The sequence below is a fragment of the Chitinophaga sp. YR627 genome (genome assembly GCF_900114995.1).
In the GTDB taxonomy this organism is placed as follows: Bacteria; Bacteroidota; Bacteroidia; order Chitinophagales; family Chitinophagaceae; genus Chitinophaga.
This window is the reverse complement of record NZ_FOUX01000001.1, coordinates 802,123-821,131: the sequence shown is the minus strand read 5'-3', so window position 1 is coordinate 821,131 and position 19,009 is coordinate 802,123. Positions and strand designations below refer to the sequence as shown.

13 protein-coding genes are annotated in these 19,009 nt (G+C 46.6%); 4 read left to right on the top strand and 9 right to left on the bottom strand.

From position 1 onward, the window contains the following. Positions 1-2: 2 nt before the first annotated feature. The 6 genes from BMZ72_RS02895 to BMZ72_RS02870 all read right to left on the bottom strand — a co-directional run bounded on the left by BMZ72_RS02895 (position 3) and on the right by BMZ72_RS02870 (position 10,649). Entirely contained in the window at positions 3-1,490 is a 1,488-nt protein-coding gene (locus BMZ72_RS02895; protein ID WP_089805071.1) for a RagB/SusD family nutrient uptake outer membrane protein, read from the bottom strand. Between the two features lie 16 nt (positions 1,491-1,506). Beyond that, positions 1,507-4,848, bottom strand: a complete 3,342-nt coding sequence (locus BMZ72_RS02890) for a SusC/RagA family TonB-linked outer membrane protein (protein ID WP_089807189.1) — start codon at positions 4,846-4,848, stop codon at positions 1,507-1,509. A gap of 29 nt (positions 4,849-4,877) precedes the next feature. Further along, positions 4,878-5,864, bottom strand: a complete 987-nt coding sequence (locus BMZ72_RS02885) for a FecR family protein (RefSeq protein ID WP_089805069.1) — start codon at positions 5,862-5,864, stop codon at positions 4,878-4,880. A gap of 47 nt (positions 5,865-5,911) precedes the next feature. Further along, positions 5,912-6,529, bottom strand: coding sequence for an RNA polymerase sigma-70 factor (locus BMZ72_RS02880; RefSeq protein WP_089805067.1), 618 nt, complete (start codon positions 6,527-6,529; stop codon positions 5,912-5,914). Positions 6,530-6,612: 83 nt separating this feature from the next. Then, the gene (locus tag BMZ72_RS02875; RefSeq protein WP_089805065.1) at positions 6,613-8,880 is read right to left on the bottom strand and encodes a GH92 family glycosyl hydrolase; all 2,268 of its coding nucleotides are present in this window, start codon (positions 8,878-8,880) and stop codon (positions 6,613-6,615) included. A 101-nt stretch (positions 8,881-8,981) separates the two neighbouring features. Further along, positions 8,982-10,649, bottom strand: a complete 1,668-nt coding sequence (locus tag BMZ72_RS02870) for an RICIN domain-containing protein (protein WP_089805062.1) — start codon at positions 10,647-10,649, stop codon at positions 8,982-8,984. A gap of 168 nt (positions 10,650-10,817) precedes the next feature. On the opposite strand from BMZ72_RS02870, the gene BMZ72_RS02865 reads away from it, so the two are divergent. The 3 genes from BMZ72_RS02865 to BMZ72_RS02855 are packed head-to-tail and all read left to right on the top strand — an operon-like array spanning position 10,818 to position 12,018. Continuing rightward, positions 10,818-11,141 (top strand): ArsR/SmtB family transcription factor, encoded by a 324-nt coding sequence (locus tag BMZ72_RS02865; protein ID WP_012792431.1) that lies wholly within the window; start codon positions 10,818-10,820, stop codon positions 11,139-11,141. Positions 11,142-11,147: 6 nt separating this feature from the next. Next, positions 11,148-11,630, top strand: coding sequence for an SRPBCC domain-containing protein (locus BMZ72_RS02860; protein ID WP_089805060.1), 483 nt, complete (start codon positions 11,148-11,150; stop codon positions 11,628-11,630). After that, the gene (locus tag BMZ72_RS02855; RefSeq protein WP_089805058.1) at positions 11,623-12,018 is read left to right on the top strand and encodes a DoxX family protein; all 396 of its coding nucleotides are present in this window, start codon (positions 11,623-11,625) and stop codon (positions 12,016-12,018) included. Before BMZ72_RS02860 ends, BMZ72_RS02855 begins: the two co-directional genes overlap by 8 nt. A gap of 51 nt (positions 12,019-12,069) precedes the next feature. Here BMZ72_RS02855 and BMZ72_RS02850 read toward each other — a convergent pair whose 3' ends face one another. Further along, entirely contained in the window at positions 12,070-12,939 is an 870-nt protein-coding gene (locus tag BMZ72_RS02850; protein ID WP_089805056.1) for a DMT family transporter, read from the bottom strand. A gap of 285 nt (positions 12,940-13,224) precedes the next feature. Between BMZ72_RS02850 and BMZ72_RS02845 the strand changes: the two genes are divergently transcribed. Continuing rightward, positions 13,225-14,322, top strand: a complete 1,098-nt coding sequence (locus BMZ72_RS02845) for a cytochrome c3 family protein (protein ID WP_089805054.1) — start codon at positions 13,225-13,227, stop codon at positions 14,320-14,322. Positions 14,323-14,342: 20 nt separating this feature from the next. On the opposite strand, the gene BMZ72_RS02840 is transcribed toward BMZ72_RS02845, so the two are convergent. Next, the gene (locus BMZ72_RS02840) at positions 14,343-15,440 is read right to left on the bottom strand and encodes a hypothetical protein (protein WP_089805051.1); all 1,098 of its coding nucleotides are present in this window, start codon (positions 15,438-15,440) and stop codon (positions 14,343-14,345) included. A gap of 92 nt (positions 15,441-15,532) precedes the next feature. Then, entirely contained in the window at positions 15,533-18,979 is a 3,447-nt protein-coding gene (locus BMZ72_RS02835; RefSeq protein ID WP_143087575.1) for an OTU domain-containing protein, read from the bottom strand. Positions 18,980-19,009 lie beyond the last annotated feature (30 nt).

The window sequence follows — 19,009 nt, the reverse complement described above, 5'->3', positions numbered from 1 at the left end:
GTTTAAAGTGCTAAATCCGGATTTTTCTGAACTTCCGCTAATGGCAGCGGAAACGCAAGGTCTTTCAGTTCAAAGGCCCGTAGGTGATTCGGTGCTTTGTATCCGATCAGGTTGGTCATCGTACCATTGGCTACATCAAAAGCTTTACGCGTGCGTAGCATATCATACCATGTCTGAAATTCAAAACAAAGCTCCCAGTATCGCTCTTTCAGAATATCATCTGTTGTTAATGTAGCTGGTTGCACCGCTGCCGGAAAGGCCCGCTGACGTACCGCATAATAAGCAGCGATCGCCGCCGCATCTGTTGTACTACCGCCATCCAGCTGACTCTTTGCCTCTGCGCATAACAGCAATACATCAGCATAACGTATCAGCGGAAAATTAGCGCCCGAACGGCCTGTCTTTTCTGCATCCGCATCCCAGAACTTAAAAATATAAGGATCAGGAAATGTGATGATCTCCGTCGGATTGTCATACCGCGGATAACGGGTATAATAAAACGCCTGCTCCTGTTTGCGCGCATCATTCGCAGCATAGGAATTATAAAAAGCCAATGTCGGCGCCATCGCTCCACCATAAGCAGGTTGTATGGAAATGGGCTCCGTAGGATAAGGCAGATATGCCCCATGAATATTACTTTCCGCCATTGTCGGATGACGTTGTAACATAAAGATGTGCTCACCTGTATTCATCTTTGCCGGATCACGCAGGTCTTTATAGTGCTCAAACAGATTGAACTGTCTGCTGTTGATCACCTCCAGTGCCTTGTCGTATGCCTTTCCGTAATAAGTCACCCCGCGCTGCATCGGATAACCTGCCATTGTCAGGTATACTTTCGCCAGTAATGATTTCACGGTCCCCAGACTAACATGCCCGCTATGATCTACCCAGGGCAGACCGCTATTCTCTGCTTTTAGCAGGTCTTTCACGATCTGATCATACACCGCTTCTTTTGGTGAACGACGGATCTTCACATCATTCGGATCTTTCGTAGTCGTCAGTTTTAAGGGTATATCCCCGAAGAGCTGTACCCCCTGAAAATAGTACCAGGCGCGCATGAAATACGCCTGACCAAGATAACGTTGTTTAGTGGCGTCATCTATCAGCGTACTGATACTCACATTTTCTATCACACTGTTACAGTTCTCTACCGGATAATACGTCGCATTCCACCATGCCTGTAACCTGGAATTAGCGGCATCCAGTCTGTCCAGCCGCAGGAACTGATCATCTTCAAAACCCGAAGGCCTTGGGCGTCGGCTGTAGCCGGTGATATACTCCAGAGAATACACCGGACTAACAGCTACGCCAATATTCTCAGCATAGGGAAGCGACAGGCCCTCATAAGTGCCATTGACAGCCGCTTTGATCTGTTCTGCCGTTTTATAGTAGTCATCAAGCCCCAGCGAACCAGATGGTTGTTCATCCAGGAAATTGACGCAGGACGTTAAGACCGTCAGCAACGGCAGCAGAAAGCGCATTCGTTTCATATCTCAATTCCTTTATTCAAAATGTAACATTTAGTGTGACCGCCATCGTCTTTGCCTTCGGATACTGGTAGAGATCTACCCCCTGGTTAAAGTCTCCATCAAAAGAAGACGCTTCCGGATCATAACCCTTGTATTTCGTGAAGAGAAAATAATTCTCCGCACTCACACCCAGCACCGCCGACCGCAGGTGACATCGTTTCAGCCATACCGATGGCAACCGATAACCCAGTGTGATATTACGCACCCTTAAGAATGATCCTTTCTCAATATTATAACTGTCGATCTCACTGTCAAATCCATCTCCTGGTAAACGTAATGCCGCATTCATTGCACCCTGATGATCTGGTGTCCAGGCATCCAGCAGACTGCTATAGCTATTGGTGACCGGCGCAGCATTCTCCATGATTAAGCGTGTCAGGTTCGCCAGACTATGCCCATATATCACCTGCAGATCAACTGCCAGGGAGAAATTGCGATAGTTGACCGTATTCACAATACTGCCTTCAAAATCAGGCATCCCGTTGCCCAATACGGTACGGTCACCCGCGTCTTTTACTTTATTATGATTCAGATCGGCATATTTAAGATCACCCGGTTTCTTCCCATATACAGCTGCTTCCGCAGCTTCATTTGTCCCCCAGGTACCCAGCCGCTGATAACCATAGAATTCATTTAATGGCCTTCCCTCCATGATACGTCCTGCCCAGGGATACATGATATCTCCATTCAGATTTAGCACCAGCGAGCGGTTCATGGAATAGATCAGCGAAGTATTCCAGGAGAAATTCTTTCTGCGGATGTTCTCTGTCGTCAGCGATAATTCAAGTCCCCTGTTACGGATAGATCCTATATTATCAAATACGCCCTCATATCCGGAAGTAGATGGCAACAGCTTAAAGTATAGCAGGTCTTTGGTGATCCTGTTATAGACATCTGCGGTGAACTGCACTCTTCTGTCCAGTAAAATAGCATCTACCCCCAGATTCAGCTGATGCGCCCTCTCCCATTTGAGATCCCGGTTGCCCAATACGCCGAGTGTGGCAGAAGGTTCTACCTGTCCGCCAAAAGGCGTCTGCCCGCTATTGATCCTGCTTTGCGTCACATAATCCCCGATATCGGAATTACCCACGATACCATAGCTGACACGCAGTTTCAGACTGTTAATGCTACGCACGTCCCGCAGGAACGGTTCTGACGATAAACGCCAGGCAGCTGAAAAACTGGGGAAGTAACCATAGCGGTTATTGGCGCCAAAACGCGAGGACCCGTCTGCCCGCAGGGAGATCCCGAGCAGGTAGCGATTGTCATAGTCATAATTGAACCGCATGTAGAACGAATTCATCGCATTTCTGCTTGATCCGGACGTTGGCCGCTGTGGCACCAGACCTGTCTGCAGACTGTTATACGAGAAGAAGTCATCAAAGAATCCCTCGCTGCCTGCCTGTGTATTCATACTGGCAAAGTAATACCAGCTGGCGCCGGCTACGCCTGTCAGATGATGTTTCCCGAAGCTGTCCTTCCAGGTAAAATAATCTTCTGAGGTCCAGGAGCCGGTCTGACCATGCCCCCGTGTAGCCACCCCCTGTTGTACATCGGAATAACCGATGATATCCCTGCCGGAGAAATATAAATTATAGCTGGCACCTGTTTGTCCGCTGATACCTGCTGTAAACTGCAGCTTGGGACTCAGGTAAAACGTCGCCAGCAGATTGCCCATGGTATAGGTACGTCCTGCGACAGACTGTACCTCATTCATCAGCCTCACCGGATTCTCAGAACTCTCCGCACCCGGATAATCTGCTTTCCGGGAATAAGTGCCATCCGGGTATCTCACCGGGAAAAAAGGCAGGAATTCATAGATCTGACGCACGGCATTCAGGCCAAACGTATTAATGTCAACGTTATTCTGTTTGAATGCGCCGCTGTTCAGCACCGTCTGAATGTGCAGCCACTTCTTTACGTTCCAGCCAAGATTGATAAATCCATTCACCTGACGGGAATAACTGTTGATCAGAATTCCCTGTTGATCACTATAGGAAAGTCCTGCCAACGCAGAAATATCTTCTTTACCCAACGAAAACGACAACGCATGTTCGTGCGATACTGCCAGCCGGCTGGCTTCTTTCTGCCAGTCCGTATTATACTTCGGCGTACCATCCGGATTGAACAGATCTTCCTTCCGGGAGAACTGTCTGTCCGGATCAAGGTGCGGTGCAATACGTCCCGGCTGATATTCGTACTCACGTTTGAACATCTCCAGTGATTCATTAGCATCCATCAGATCTATTTCCCTGGCCAGTGTGGCAAAACTGAGTGTATTCCGGAAAGAGATCGCGGGTGTATTTTTACCGCCTTTCTTCGTCGTAATGGCAATCACCCCGTTTGAACCCCTGGCCCCATAGATGGCGGAAGCTGCCGCATCTTTGAGCACATCCACCGATTCAACGATGTTCGGATCTATGTTCATGGGATCAGCGCCTACAATACCATCGACCACATACAGCGGACCATTATAGGCATTGATAGAACCCGTCCCCCTGATCTTTACAATAGGATTACCACCCGGTTTACCGGAATTGATCATCACACTGACACCTGCCACTTTACCGGCCAGTCCCTGCATGACGTTCAAAGTTGTAGCTCTTTCATTCAGCTGCTCTCCCTTGACGGTACCGATGGCTGTAGTCAGGTTCTCTTTATTTGCAGACCCATAACCGATCACCACCACTTCCCGGAGGGCAGATGAACCAGGCTGCAGGACAATGTCCTGCGGAGCTGCCAGTGAAACAGGGACTTCCTGGTCCTGAAAACCCAGCAGGGAGAATCGTAAGGTATCCCCCATACCGGCTTCAATACGGAACACGCCTTCCTCGTCTGTGATCACCCTGCGGACCGTACGCTTGACGATGATACTGACACCGGGCAGCACATGCCCTTCCGCATCTGACACACGACCCGTGTGCAACAGCCGTGGAGCGGGACTGTTCACAGGCCTCCTTTCCTCAAGGATCAATATGTTACTACCCCTCAGCTCATATTGCAAAGGCGGCGGCAGCAGTCTGAGCACCTGCTCAACTGAAATATTTTTTTTGCTGATGGTGACCTTACCGCTACGGGCAATTTCCGATGGATTGAATACAAACCGGAATGCAGTAGTGGCTTCGATCTGTTCAAATACTTTATCGAAGGACTGATTGACGACCTGTATGTCAACCATTGTACGTTTCAGATCTCTTTCTGTACCCGTTTGGGCAGAGACATTTCCAACCCTCACTAAAGCGCATAGGAATAACAGGCAGGCCATTTTTATGGCGCGCACATGCAGGCACTCCGCAATTCTCTTTTCATAACTTCCCATTATCACTTCATCCGAACAGTTGGATCCGGTCAATGATGTGGCTGCGCATCATACACCAGGTATTCCTCACTACCTGGTTCCTGCCGGTAGTTGAAACCATATATATCGCATAACATGCGTAGAATGTCCTTTATTGGCTCATCCTTGCCGAATCTGGCAGAAAGCAGGGCGGAAGCTGTTTTTTGTCCGTCGAAGCGGATATGCGCCTTGTAACGGCGTTCCAGCGTACGGGCAATACTTTCAAAACTGGCATTCTTAAATACCAGCAGCCCCTCCCTCCAGGCGCCAAAATCAGCCGCACTGATATCGTATCTGTTTATTTTATCAGCCGCCGCCTTATAAACCGCCTGTTGATTGGCAGTAACAGCGACGTCAGTATTTTGCTCTGTTCTCACGGCCACCTTACCACTACTGACGGTAACGGTGATCGAATCACCAGGGGTATAGGCATCAATATTAAAACTGGTACCCAATACCTGTACATCGAGCTGGCCGGTATGTACCAGGAAACCTTCTTCCTGCCGCGGAGCGACCTCAAAGTATCCTTCCCCTTCCAGCCATATCTCCCGGCCGTTCTGCTGCGCATAGCGTATTTTGCTGTCCGCATTCAGCCAGATGATACTGCTGTCCGGCAGGGTGATCTTCCTGATAGTCCCCTTCTCCGCCGTTGCTGTGATCATCATACCGGAAACACCCTGCTCAGTCGTGCGGTTAACTGTATAATACACGCCCCCCGCTATGAGCAGTACCGCTACACTGGCAGCTGCCCACCAGTAACGTACACGGGACCTGACCACCTGTAATGGCGCCTGCGTCTGACTGATCTCCCGGTGAATACGGGAAAAGAGCAGTTGCTCAAGTGCCACCTGCTGATCTGCGTTTAATTGCTCCGTGACACCCTTATGGGACTCGAAGGCCCCATACCACGCATCTACCTCACTGATCTCCTCCGCAGAGGCCGTACCATCGAGATATTTATCCAATAATTCTTTTAACCTGGTGTTGCTTATGTCCATAGTTTCTACACATTAGACACCTGAAAAGCGTCCTACCGCCACTGTAATTAAAATTTGCTGAAAATTTCCCATCCCAGCAGTACCAACAGCACCAGCCAGAACAGTGTAAAGTTATATTCTTTCAGGCGTGAACGCAGTATTTTCAAGGCTTTCACCATGTGTTTCTCCACGGTGTTCACCGAGATCCCTAGCCTTTGTGCGATATGCTGATAGGACAAATGTTCCTTCCGGCTCAGGAAAAACACCTCCCGGCATTTTTCCGGCATACCCGCACAGGAAGCGTCTATCTGCTCCTGTAACTCCTTCAGTTGCAGATTCGTGGCGGCATCAGCCTGATACAGGCCATTGTCTGCCAGCATATGCTGCTGATAAGTGTTACGCACAACTTCAGCCCGTACTGCGTTCAGTACTTTATTTTTTAATGAGATATGCAGATAATTGCGGAGAGAGGTACGGAGTTCAATCGTTTCCCTTTTCAGATATAGGTTCACAAGCAGGCTTTGAACCAGTTCCATAGCAGTTTCCTGTACTTTTACGCGGCGATAGGCCGCATCCAGCAACTCCTGCCAGAAACGTCTGAAAATATCTTCGAATGCTTTATCGTCCCCCTTCTTCACGAGGAGAAATACCTCTTCATCGGTAAACGTGGAATAATCTTGTCGCATCGCCTGAGTTCAAACTACCAGCTAATATAATCGTTTTAGCACAAGTTTCTAAATCTCCCGGGAAATTAGCGATGCGGAGATCTTCAACGCCTGCTGATGGAATAAGGCTTGTCCGCTGCATCCAGTCCACGGCCCTTTGCCGGCGCTTTTCCCATTTCCAGTACCAGTACCCCGCCATTGGTGATATCGGTGTGCCGGATCCAGTTATGGGGATACGGACGGCCATTAAGGGTGGCTGACTGGATATACACATTCTCCGGACTGTTATTGCGTGCCTCCACGACAAACTGTTTCCCGTTTTCCAGGGTGAGCGTCACTTTCGGGAACACCGGACTGCCAATCACATATTCATCCGTACCCGGACAGACACTGTAGAAACCCAGCGCGCTCATCACGTACCAGGAAGACATCTGTCCCTGATCCTCATCACCGGGATAGCCGTCCGGACCGGCATTATACAGGCGTTTCATGACGTCTCTCGCGTGTGACTGTGCCTTCCACGGCTGACCAGCATAATTGTACAGGTAGATCATATGCTGTACCGGCTGATTACCATGCGCATATTGTCCCATATCCGCATTCACCATCTCCGTCATCTCGTGGATCATCTGACCATAATAACCTGGATCAACCTTATTAGAAGAACTAAACACGGCATCCAGTCTGGCAATAAAACGGGCTTCCCCTCCCATCAGATCTATCAGCCCCTGCACATCATGAAAAACAGACCATTGCCAGTGCCAGGCATTACCCTCTGTGTACGGTCCGCCCCATTTAACAGGGTCAAAATCTTCTACCCAGCTGCCATCCAGTTTGCGGCCACGCATAAAACCGGTGGTACTGTCATACTGGTTTTTATAATTGTAAAGACTACGCCCAAATACATACTGGTAGAATTGATTCCCCGTCAGTTTAGCCAGCTGATAGGCACAGAAATCATCATACGCATATTCCAATGTCTGGGAAGTACTGCCATGTGACTCCGGAAAGCTGACATAGCCCAGCTGATAATACTCCTTCCAGCCCGCACGACCGTTAGCACCGCCCCAGGGGCCTTTATTCATTGCCTCATGGAAATACGCGTCGAGGGCTTTCTTCGGATCAAATGTCCGGATACCCTTGACCCAGGCATCCGTCAACAGGGAGATCGCATGATTACCCAGCATGCCGCCTGTTTCTCCGGGAAAAGACCAGGCCGGAAACCAGCCACATTGTTGCTGCGCATCAAGTAAGGCCTGCATGTAACGCCCTTCCATCGTCGGATGCAAAATTGTATTCAGCGGAAACTGCGCGCGGAAAGTATCCCAGAAACCATTGTCCGTATACATATAACCACGATGTACCTTCCCATCATAAGGACTGAAATAGTGAGGTGCACCCTGCGCATCATATTCGAAGAACTGATGTGAAAACAGATTCGCGCGGAACAGACAGGAATAGAAAGTCGCCTTATCTTCTTCTGAACCACCTTCCACCAGTACACGATTGAAAAGCGTATTCCAGGTTTTATTGGCAACAGCCCTTGTCTGTTCCAGATTCTTACATCCACCCAGTTCTTTTTGCCAGGTCAGCTCCGCCTGTTCTGCACTGATATAAGAGGAAGCGACTCTCGCCTGAACTTTAGCGCCCTTACGGAAGCGTATAAATGCGCCCGTGCCCTTCCCTTCGCCGGAAAGAGAATCAGCGAAGATCTGTCCTTTCACATTCTCCCAGGTACCGGCAGCTTCAAAAGGCTGATCAAAAACGATCACAAAATAGTTCCTGAAATTCTGCGGAATAAACCGTCCATTTGTAACAAACCCTGTGATCTTTCTCTCCGCAGGATAGATCTTTACGCCACTCAGCGCATTATAACCATCCAGTACCACATACGCCGGTGTCTTTGCCGGAAAAGAGAAACGCAGATGCGCCCCTCTCTCTGTCGGCGTCACTTCCGCACTTGTCTTATTGTCGAAAGTCACTTTATAGTAATCCGGTCTGGCTGTTTCGTCTTTATGACTAAAAGTAGCCGCCCGTTGCTCCTCATTTACCTTTAATTCACCAGCCACCGGCATCAGACTAAATACCGCATAATCCCCTACCCACGGACTACACTGATGCACCTGCTGAAAACCACGGATCTTTGTCGCCTTATACTGGTATTTCCAACCATCGCCATTACTGCCGGTCTGCGCGGACCAGGCATGCATCCCGAAAGGAAGGCCTGTCGTCGGATAAGTATTCCCATGACTAAGCGCATATTCAGAATTTGTACCCTGTAAAGTATTCGCGTAACTGACCAGATCCTTTTGTTGTGCAGACGCCATTATACCAGCTCCGCATAACAACGTTGTAATAATTTCCCTAAGCATAAAATGAAATAATGTTTTGTCGTCGTTGAGACACCTGTTTATATAGGACACCTGAGAGGGCGGTTACCGCCAGTGAGAATTAGGAGAGCGCCCTATACACCCTACAGCCCTATCTTCGAATAAGGCACTCTGATACCCTTCAGCCGATAGTAATACGGGTCCAGCCAGGCACCTTCACAACCATCCAGTCCGCAGGCAGAGAAGTTGACACTATATGTCAGCAGCAATTCATTCCTGCCATTGTTAAACTCCGGGTGGATCACCGGTGTATAGTAACGCGTGTATTGCTCTTTAAAATACTCCAGGATCGTATATACCTTGATCTGTGCCGTAAATGGACCTGTCGGAGAAGTAGCAGTCGCAATGTATACGCTTCTGTCAGGATCACAGTTGAACCCCTGGTCCAGTGTCATCAGGACATACTTTCCATTTACATAGGCGACACTGTTGCTGCCTCTTGCGTCTGCAATCTTTGATGCAGCTCCTGCCGTCGGACTGGATGTCCATGCAGATCCACTCCAGTACTGCCATTGTAACGGAGTGCTTTCCGGGAATCTGGCGACATGTATATAACTGCCATAGCCGAAGCTGGTTGCTTCACTACCAAAAGCATACACATATCCATCACCTGGTTTTACCAGACCTGTAGAATAACTGATAGCGGTGTAATTGTTAAACCCATTCGGTTGTAAGCGCTCGGCAGTCCATTGTGTGCCTGCGCTTTGTGTGAGTCTGTAGAGGGATTGATTGGTCGCATTCAGACCATTCCCTTCACCGCAATGCATATAGACCTTATCACCAATTTCTACGCCCGGACCAGGCCAGCTCCAGGTAGTACCAGACTGTATATTACAGATCTGTTTGGGTTTACCGGAAGTACTATTGGGAATGGTCATGTTAGGCGAGTTATTAGGGTTCCAGTCTGTTTTCGATGGCTGTATGAATATAGAGTTATTATAACTAAAGAAGTGGCCACAGTTGAACATCCCATTAGACTGTACCTGCGATCCATCCCAGGCGTCCTGCGTTACCCAGAGGACTTTCCCATTGTTAGATCCCCAGGTCAATGGAATGGTATTTCCCTGATCAAAGGCAGCAGATCCCAGACTGGCGCTGTTGCGGTTAAAGAAGCGTACCACCTGATCATCACGATAGGTATCTGGTGTGATCTCAGTGATCGTCCAGTACTGTTTATTATCACTCACAGTAGTTTCCTGTATCACCTGCGCACCATTGCCGGTAGCGCCACCTGCGACTGACAACGATAAGCTATTACCTTTATTAACGATACGGTATTGTCCGCCGCCAATATCTGTAAGACTCCATAACTGCTGATCAGCCAGCAGCGGGAACGCCGCATATTGCTGTAAGACAGTACCGGATGTACCGGAAGCGGAAGGAACGTCGATCAGTTTACCGCTGTGGAGATTACGGATGTGATAATATCTTGTACCATTAACGGTTGTCTGATAGATCAGGTGCCATTTCTGCCACCTGTTTGTTTCTGTACCAGAGAGGGAAGTCTCCCATTGTTGTAAAAGTGCGTTGTCTTTAAATTTAGCGTTTTGCACAGGATTTCCTGCTACTTCCAGGAATTTACTGCTCTTGACATTTTTGATACTGACAGTGATATAATCAGCTGTAATTGCCTGGGTAATACCAACCGTATTATCGGCGTTCTGTGGTTTTTCAACAGGGGTCAGCAAACTTTGTTTGCAGGCCATGAATGTCAGCAGACTCATTACCAGCAATGCTGGACTCTTTTTCATAATGTGGATTTTAAAGGTTAAGTACGAGGTTGATAACAAGTGTATAGGCGCTCTCCACATTATTAGACACGTGTGATCGTAACATCCGCCATTTTTTTATAATTCTTCCAAAAATAAATTTGCGTAGCCAAATAACTACACATATATTTGTAGTCAAATAGCTACATAATGAACCTAAGACGCGATGTATTTCAGGCAATAGCAGACCCTACCAGACGGGCAATACTGCTCTTAGTGGCTTCGCAGTCCCTGACAGCAGGCGCAATAGCTGCGAATTTCGATACAGCAAGACCAACGGTATCGAAACATCTCCAGATATTGATTGAATGCGAATTACTGGAACAGGAACAAAGCGGCAGAGAGATCTACTATCACCTGAACCCTAAGAAGATAAAAGAGATTGCAGACTTCATCGAACCATTCCGGCAATTATGGGACGACAGGTTCAATAAATTAGAAGCGATTATGAAAAACTACAAACCTAAAAAATAGCATACGATGGAACCGAAAACCAAAGTCCACGCCGAAGACGGCAGACAGGAAGTCATCATCACCAGGGATTTTGACTTACCCGTAGAGCTGCTTTTCACTGCATATGTAGAACCCGAAATCATCGAACAATGGATGAATACTAAAGTGCTGAAGCTGGAAAACCAGAAGTATGGCAGCTGGGAATTTCAAACCTCAGATCCTAAAGGGAATGTAGTTTTTACTGCGAATGGCGTCTACCATGAATTCATTCCCAACGAGAAGATCACCCGCACATTTGAAATGGATAATATGTCATTGGGCGCACAGCTGGAATTTCTCGAATTCCAGAAACTGAGCGACGACACCAGCAGACTGACCATGCATGTAGTATATAAATCTGTTGCTGTCAGAGATCAGCTGATGCAGCTACCTTTCCGTCAGGGTATCAATATGGCACACAATAAATTACAGGAAATCGTAAACAAATTAAAAATTGCACGTCATGAGTAAGCGTAATAAAATCATCTATTGGGTAGCCACCCTTTGGCTTTCACTGGGAATGGTATCTACAGGTATTGTACAACTAATGAAAGTAGATAAAGAAGTAGACGCATTCACGCACCTGGGGTATCCGGTGTATCTGATGACTATACTAGGTATCTGGAAATTACTGGGTGTAGTGGCAGTATTGGCGCCACGCTTTCCTTTGTTGAAAGAATGGGCTTATGCCGGCTTCTTCTTTGCCATGTCAGGCGCCATCGTTTCACATATTACATTGGGCGACCCGATCACACAGATATTGCCTTCTATGTTATTGCTCACATTGACGATCGTATCGTGGTATTTCAGACCAGCAGAAAGAAGAGTACCTGTCAAAACATTACAACCTGCTTTCTAATAACAAGTCCTCCTGCAATACGCAGGAGGACTTGCCTTTTATACTATGATATTATTTGTGATCACGCATGGAAATGTAAGTCTGCAACACCACCGAAGCCATTACAAACAACAACCCCACGTAAAAAGAAACATTCAACTCCTTCCCTTCATTAAAAAACAGGAATGCTAATATAATCGCATAGATCGGCTCCAGATTAAAACTAAGATTCACCGTAAAAGCAGAGAGCTTTTTCAATGACTCCGCAAATAAAATATACAAACCCACTGTACAAACAGAAGCCAGCAATAACAGATACAAGGTATCCTTCAGATCAGGTATCAGACTCTCCACCGGAAAGAAATGCAGATACACCGGCATGAGTAATCCCAGTCCGATAGTCGCTCCCATCATCTGGTAATAATTGATCTGTTTACTATCATACCGCTTTACCAGCCGCTCGTTGTAAATGGTATACAACGCAGCAAAAGCCGAGGATATTACTCCCAGCCCAATACCCAGCTGATAAGAAGTATCAAAGTGAAAGATCAGACTGATGCCCAGTAAGGTCAGGCCGCTCAGGACCAGCGACGAAAGCATAAATTTCTTTTTGTTGATCAGCGGTTCAAAAACGGCCGTAAAGAAACCGGTCAAAGAATAACAAACCACCCCGATCGAAATATTGGAATATTTAATACTGGCATAAAAGAATACCCAATGTATCGCAATGAACATCCCGATCTTTGCAATATCAAATTTCTCTTTTAAAGGAAGATGGATTGTATTCTTAAATAATCTGAGGATAAAAAAGAGGATTGCGAAGGAGAAAAACACCCTGTACCATACCAGCAATCCTTCATTGAGAGAGATGAGTTTACCAAAAACACCTGTAAAACCTGCGAGGATCACCGCGAGGTGTAACACTAAAAATGACTTTTTCATAAAAGACTGACCTGCCCGTCCCGAAGACGGGATATATTTTAATATTTAAAACAAATGAAACTTTGAAGCATAACATATCATCCGGCAGAGAGCCGGCATGTCCACTTCATCCAAACGTTGAAGAATATTAAAATTAAGGAGGTGAAAGACAGCCTTTTTTGTTCATATTTTGCGTTAATGTGCTCCCAATTTAATAAAACATATTGAGTTTTTCTTACTAAAAATCTGTTGTTATACATTTGCGGTCCTATCGCTGTGCAATAAATAGCGATCGGTCAGCAGTATATGTATCGTATCACTACCTTTGAAACTGTAGAACAGAAAATAAACGAAATACCCGGAACACCAACAGTACTGGAAGCCATATGGGACGGAGACAGCGATGGATGGCATTTACTGTTGTATCTATACACGGTTGCCACAGCACCATCAGCGCAAGCCGATGAAACACATTATCTGGGACAAGTGGTGCTACCGGAAGGAAGCCCCTCTTTCACGGGTGACCGGTGGAACGAATGCATTGTTGCCGAAGAAATAGGTAATAAAGCCGCGAAAAAGTACAACCTGACATTTTACTTTCCCTCAAACATGCATCCGGATGACGACTGCCCTAGCTGGCCAGACAAACACCTGGGTGTGTCTTGTACGGAATGCGGAAAGTTATTGCTTCCCGGAAAGAGCGAATATATACCTGATGATATCTGTCAACATTGTCATGGTGAACAGGAAGACAACAAGGATATAAAAGAACAACGTCCTCTTCAACCTTCGGCCCGGTTATATCTCCTTAAAGATGATAGATGGCTGCATGGCAGCGTCTGGTCAGAGAATGCGACTTCATATATGGCAGAGGTCACCCGGGAGAGAATTAAAAATCTGCCTTCCGGCAATGTCATCAATATCCTCCAACTGAGCCGAGAAGAGATAGCCGAACTAAAAAACAATCTCGAAAAAACGTTAGATCGTTTACTGGACGCATATGAGATGCCGGTTATTGATGAACAGCGAAAAAGATTTGCCCGGCTTTATAAGTTCACCTATAAGGATAAAACGTATGAACTAATGGGGATATTAAACCATAACCTCGATAGAATCGCGGATTTAGCAGATCGCGTGGCAATTACTGAACAGGCGATCACCGGAGATTATGACTTCGTAATCTATTTCAGCAAGGGTATTACGCACAGAGATGACAGCTTTTTGCGTTTTCTCCGCATTCCTGATAACATAGCCAGAAGTCTTGCTGCCATCAACAAAGAATATGCATATCTGTTGACCAAAGCTGAAATAACCGAAACTTTAGAAAGACTGAAAACACTAGGCTGCATCACAATAAATGGCGACCAGGTAAGCATAACACAAGTGGGAGAACGCATACTGTAATCTCCCACTTGTATGAAATACTACTCCATTACCAGCGTAAATGTCGTAGTCAGTTTTATCCCGATGGTAGTCGTCGCTTCCACCGTAATTTTATACTCCCCTGCTGATAACGAACTATTCGCAGCTGCTTTTACCTGCCCTGTCAAAGCATCTACCGAAAAGATCTTATCAGTATCTGCAAACGGCGCAGTGCCATATGTAACAGACAATACCTTGAAACTACCTTTATATTTCTCCGGATTAAAAACAGGTGCGGGCGATAGATACGCATTCCCCAAACCCATTACCACACGGTTCTGTACAATTGTCAGATCATATTCCGGATAATATACCCCATATAAAAACTTCGGTTGTGGCAGAATGACGGTCCTGAACTGCTTATAAGCCACCCTGTAACCATCTTTCAGCAGATTAGCCACCAGGTCATACGTCCATTCATATTTCCGGTCTTCATCACCCGCATACTGATCAAGTACCACCTTATCACCCTGTAAGGTCACATGCCCATCAGGGAAGCCGTTCTGATGCAGTTGCAGACTTGTTCCCGCTTTATTCAATCCCAGATAATCAATTGTATAGGAAGCACCTTCTGCACTGTATAAAGAATAACCATAAGGGATAGGATCAGTGGCTGATAGCTCCTTAATACCCAATGCTGCGGGCATTACTTTCAGCGTAAAATCAGCCTTTACGGGCTTCAAACCAGTTAGAGACTCAGCAATCAGACGCACCTTATAAGTATCCGGTAAACGAACGCCTGTCAGCTCAGACCTGTTGCTGTTAGGGTATATTTTGCCCGCATCTATCCTGATACGTTTCTCCTTTACATCTACCACAATTGCGTTCGCAAGCAATGTATTCAGAGAGTCCGATGCATTCACCTTAAGGTTGGTGTTTCCTGCAAAATCCAGTTTAAAATTGACATACGGTTGGCTTTTATATTCAACGGGAAGATTCAGCGTGGTCACGGTTCCATAGGTAACAGTAACAGAATCCGGAAGTGTAGCAGGTGGCAGATAGCCCATATCCACGATAGGATCTTCTTTACCACAGGCAGAAAACAATACGGTAGCCAGACCCGCAAATAGCAGGCCCACAGTAGATTTATAAATGTTCATTTATTGACGGATAAGTTGTTAGTTGATACGGCTCCGTGCACTGAACCGGCGCGAAGATAAAGAAGTTTTATAAAAATGCAACGAAGATGCATTTATTTACTTATCTCCATATCAGTTTCCTGTGGCATTTTATCCAACGCTTCCCGTGTAATAGAATTATAGTGCCCACCGTCATATTGCAGATATATCTGGTAGGTCTGTGGCCCTGCCACAGTAGGACTGGCTACATAGTATACAGTACCATTGGGCCTTAATACAACGATCCTCAGATTCAGGGCCTCTGCCACAAATGAAGGGGTAAAATTCTCTGTCCAGTTACCTTCCTGGATGATCTGTTCCACAACAGCATTAATGTCCTGCACCCTTGGAACGACGCCAAAAAGATGGGTAATGACCTGTTGATTAATAAGCAGTACATTAACGACCCTATTACGGATCAGCTGCTGCGCATCGCCAGTTGCTTTTGTACCATACAGTCCTTCAAAAACACCATTATAAAAACAGTTCCCGCGGCCGCCAGTCCGGTTGACAGTCCATTCACGCTGCCCAATTTGCACTGTAGACCCAGCCCCTCCATCAGAAGAGCGCTGTGGCATCTTGAATACCTGAGTACTGGTGACAAGTTTGGCCACATGCTGCTTTAATTTTTTCACCAGATCTTCCGCTGAATAGGCTGGCTGAAAGTCTTCCGGGCGGGTTACATGCAAACGGTCACCTTCGTCTACATCCAGCATCCCCTCCATTTCTTCTATCCTTGCCGTTAATTCATGCAGGCTAAGCTCCTCTATACCTATCAGGTCGATGGAAGCGTCCTCCAGACTATTGCCAAAAAGTTTGGTGTGCTGCTCATGCAGATCAATCAGGCGCGTTTTGAGATATCGCATTGCCAACTCACGGGTTTGCGCGGGGTTATAACCTGAACGTACAGCTGTTCCTATTGTTTCAGCTATGCGATTGCGAAAATATTCTATTTTATTTATAACATCCATTGGTTTAGCAGGCAGGGAGAAATCGTACTCCGTTTTATTGTCATACTTGCCAAATACGATACGGGCAGTGTCTACAACTTCATCAAACAACCCATATATATCAAACGCGCCTAACTTTGCGTTTTTTATGCTATCATCGAGTGCCTTCATCGCATTTTTCGTCATCTCGTACTGCGCATAGCGTGAGATATTGATCTCATCAGCCGCCTCCTGCGTTCCTGAGGGCGTCACCAGCGCTTCATGATTACTAAGGTCTTCATTATTCAGAGAATAAATTGCCGCTACAGGGAAATGATCACTGAACCGTTGCCAGTATTTCGAATATGCCATATCTTCCGTATCAACAGATACCATAGAGCCCTGTGGTCTTAACAGACCGGTTTTATTGGATTTCCAGGTACTATTGTGTATAAAGAAATCTGCGATCTGTACATCCTCCTGCTCTTTGAGCGGATCGCTTTTGGGATTGGTGCCGGATACTGTCTGCGCCAGCTCCAGCCCCATATCTTCTACCTGAGATGCCACGGTCAGTCCCCGAATATTACGCTGAAGTTGCTTATCCTGCTTCGCTTCTTCATTCATTCTGATCTGCTTACTCAATCTTTTAACACGTGGATCTTCCAGGTAAATACCTTCTTCCTGTAATAATTTCTCCATCTCAGCATTCAGCACCTTGAGCCGCTCATCAATAAATGCTTTGTACCTGATCATGTCTTCATCGTTGTCAGCCGGAATAACTGCATTATCACCTTCTTCATCCGCCACCACTGCTTCAGCAGTAAGATAATAGTCCCCACCAACTATAAGCGGGATACCCTTCTCTGCTGCTTTCTGCCGAAGTGTATTCAATCCTTCACTGACTTCCCTGAAAATCAGCTTCCTGTTCCATTCCGCCACGCGCTTATCAGTATCTGCCTCTGGTGTGGTATGAACAACTCCGATCCAGAGCGGTTTACGCACACCTTTCTTCTTCACTTCATACACAACAATAGGACGATAATCTCCCCTCCCTTTATCCCAGTTAATTGTCGGTGGCGCTTCTACCATTTCTCCATCAGTAGATACCTGATAAACCTTTATTACCTCCATTCCTGAGGACTTCCGTATCAACAGGGGATAATATTCCTGCTGAGGGGTATCTCCGGCGGAAAGGAGCTGCGGACCCAGGTACGTATCATACTCCGGATGCTCCTTATTCGTACCACCGCCTGCTGCACCCGGCGTTTTATCTTTTCCCAGTAATGCAGGATTATTGATCTCCTGCAGTATTATTATGTCGAGCCAGCCGTTGTAAGCAAACATTTCCTCCAGATGAATCATGATATTATGCGTGTGCATAGAACGGTCTAACTCCAGTACTGACTGCATCGCCGGCGCCGCGCCTAATTCATCATCCTTCAATGCTCCATAGGCGGCCAACCTTGTTCTCTCCAGAAAGGTCTGGATAGAGCTGTTAGACCGCAGATCTGATACCAGTTTCAATAAAGCTTTAGTGCTTTCTGCCGATGTTTTAAAAGCGCGAAGATCCTTTACCTTTACAGCGAGTTCCATTCTTTTACCCGAATCTCCCTTCGCATGCTGCCACAACCCGCTCCAATCCACACCGGCAATTTCTTTTATCTCCTTCTTTAATTTCTCCCTGTCGTAGCCAGCCAGCTCCTCTGCCAGTTTCTTTATATCAGCGTCAAGTTGCTCCAGCATATTTGACGAATCTCCATGCAATCTTGAAAAAAGATCACTGTCTTGCTCTCTCAGCTCATCATTGTCAAGAAAGGGCTTGTCCTGAGGAAGCTTCCGGCCAGTAACCTGCCTTTTTCCTTCAGCTCTGCCCTGAGACAATCTTCGCATCACGCGTATTGCTTTATTCTTCTCATCTTCTGGCGGTTTTTTTATTGTCCTGAATTTATCCAGCACCTCCTGAACACCTTTGATAAAATCATCAAGATTCTTGAATAACCTATCCCAACTTCCCACATCGAAACCTTTGAACGCCTTTACAAAGGCTTCCAGCGCTGACTCCACATCACGGTCACTGAAGTGCGCCACATTCCAGGATACTATTCCCAGCCGCGCTGCGCCTGCGTCTGAGGCAAGCGAGCCTGTGATAAGCTCATCATAATCACCCGCTTTATCCTCCAGCTCATCACTAAGATCATTCTCCCCTTCATCCTGCACATCATCCAGTTTATCTTCCATCTTATCAGTATCACCCTTCTCTCCACCTTCTACCTCCATATTATTGCCCTGTTGATTACCCGTCCCGGACTCAGTTACAGGCTCTAAAATGTCATTATTGTCATAAATCTTAAATGCTAACACCCCACCGCTTTCCTGGTAATAGAAATCGTACCCTCTTGTCTTATGCATTGACTTTAGATATAAAGTATATCGTTTTTCTCCCACCTTTACGATGTACCACCTGCCGGTTCGTAGCTTATCATATTCCATTAACTGAACAGGCGCATTTTCCGGAGGCGCTACCGCCGGCAAAACAAACCGCCCCGCAGGCGGACGACTATCAATATCAGCTGCGCCAGCAGTTCCTTGCATTCTTTGTATCGGTGTAACGGCAGTCATGCC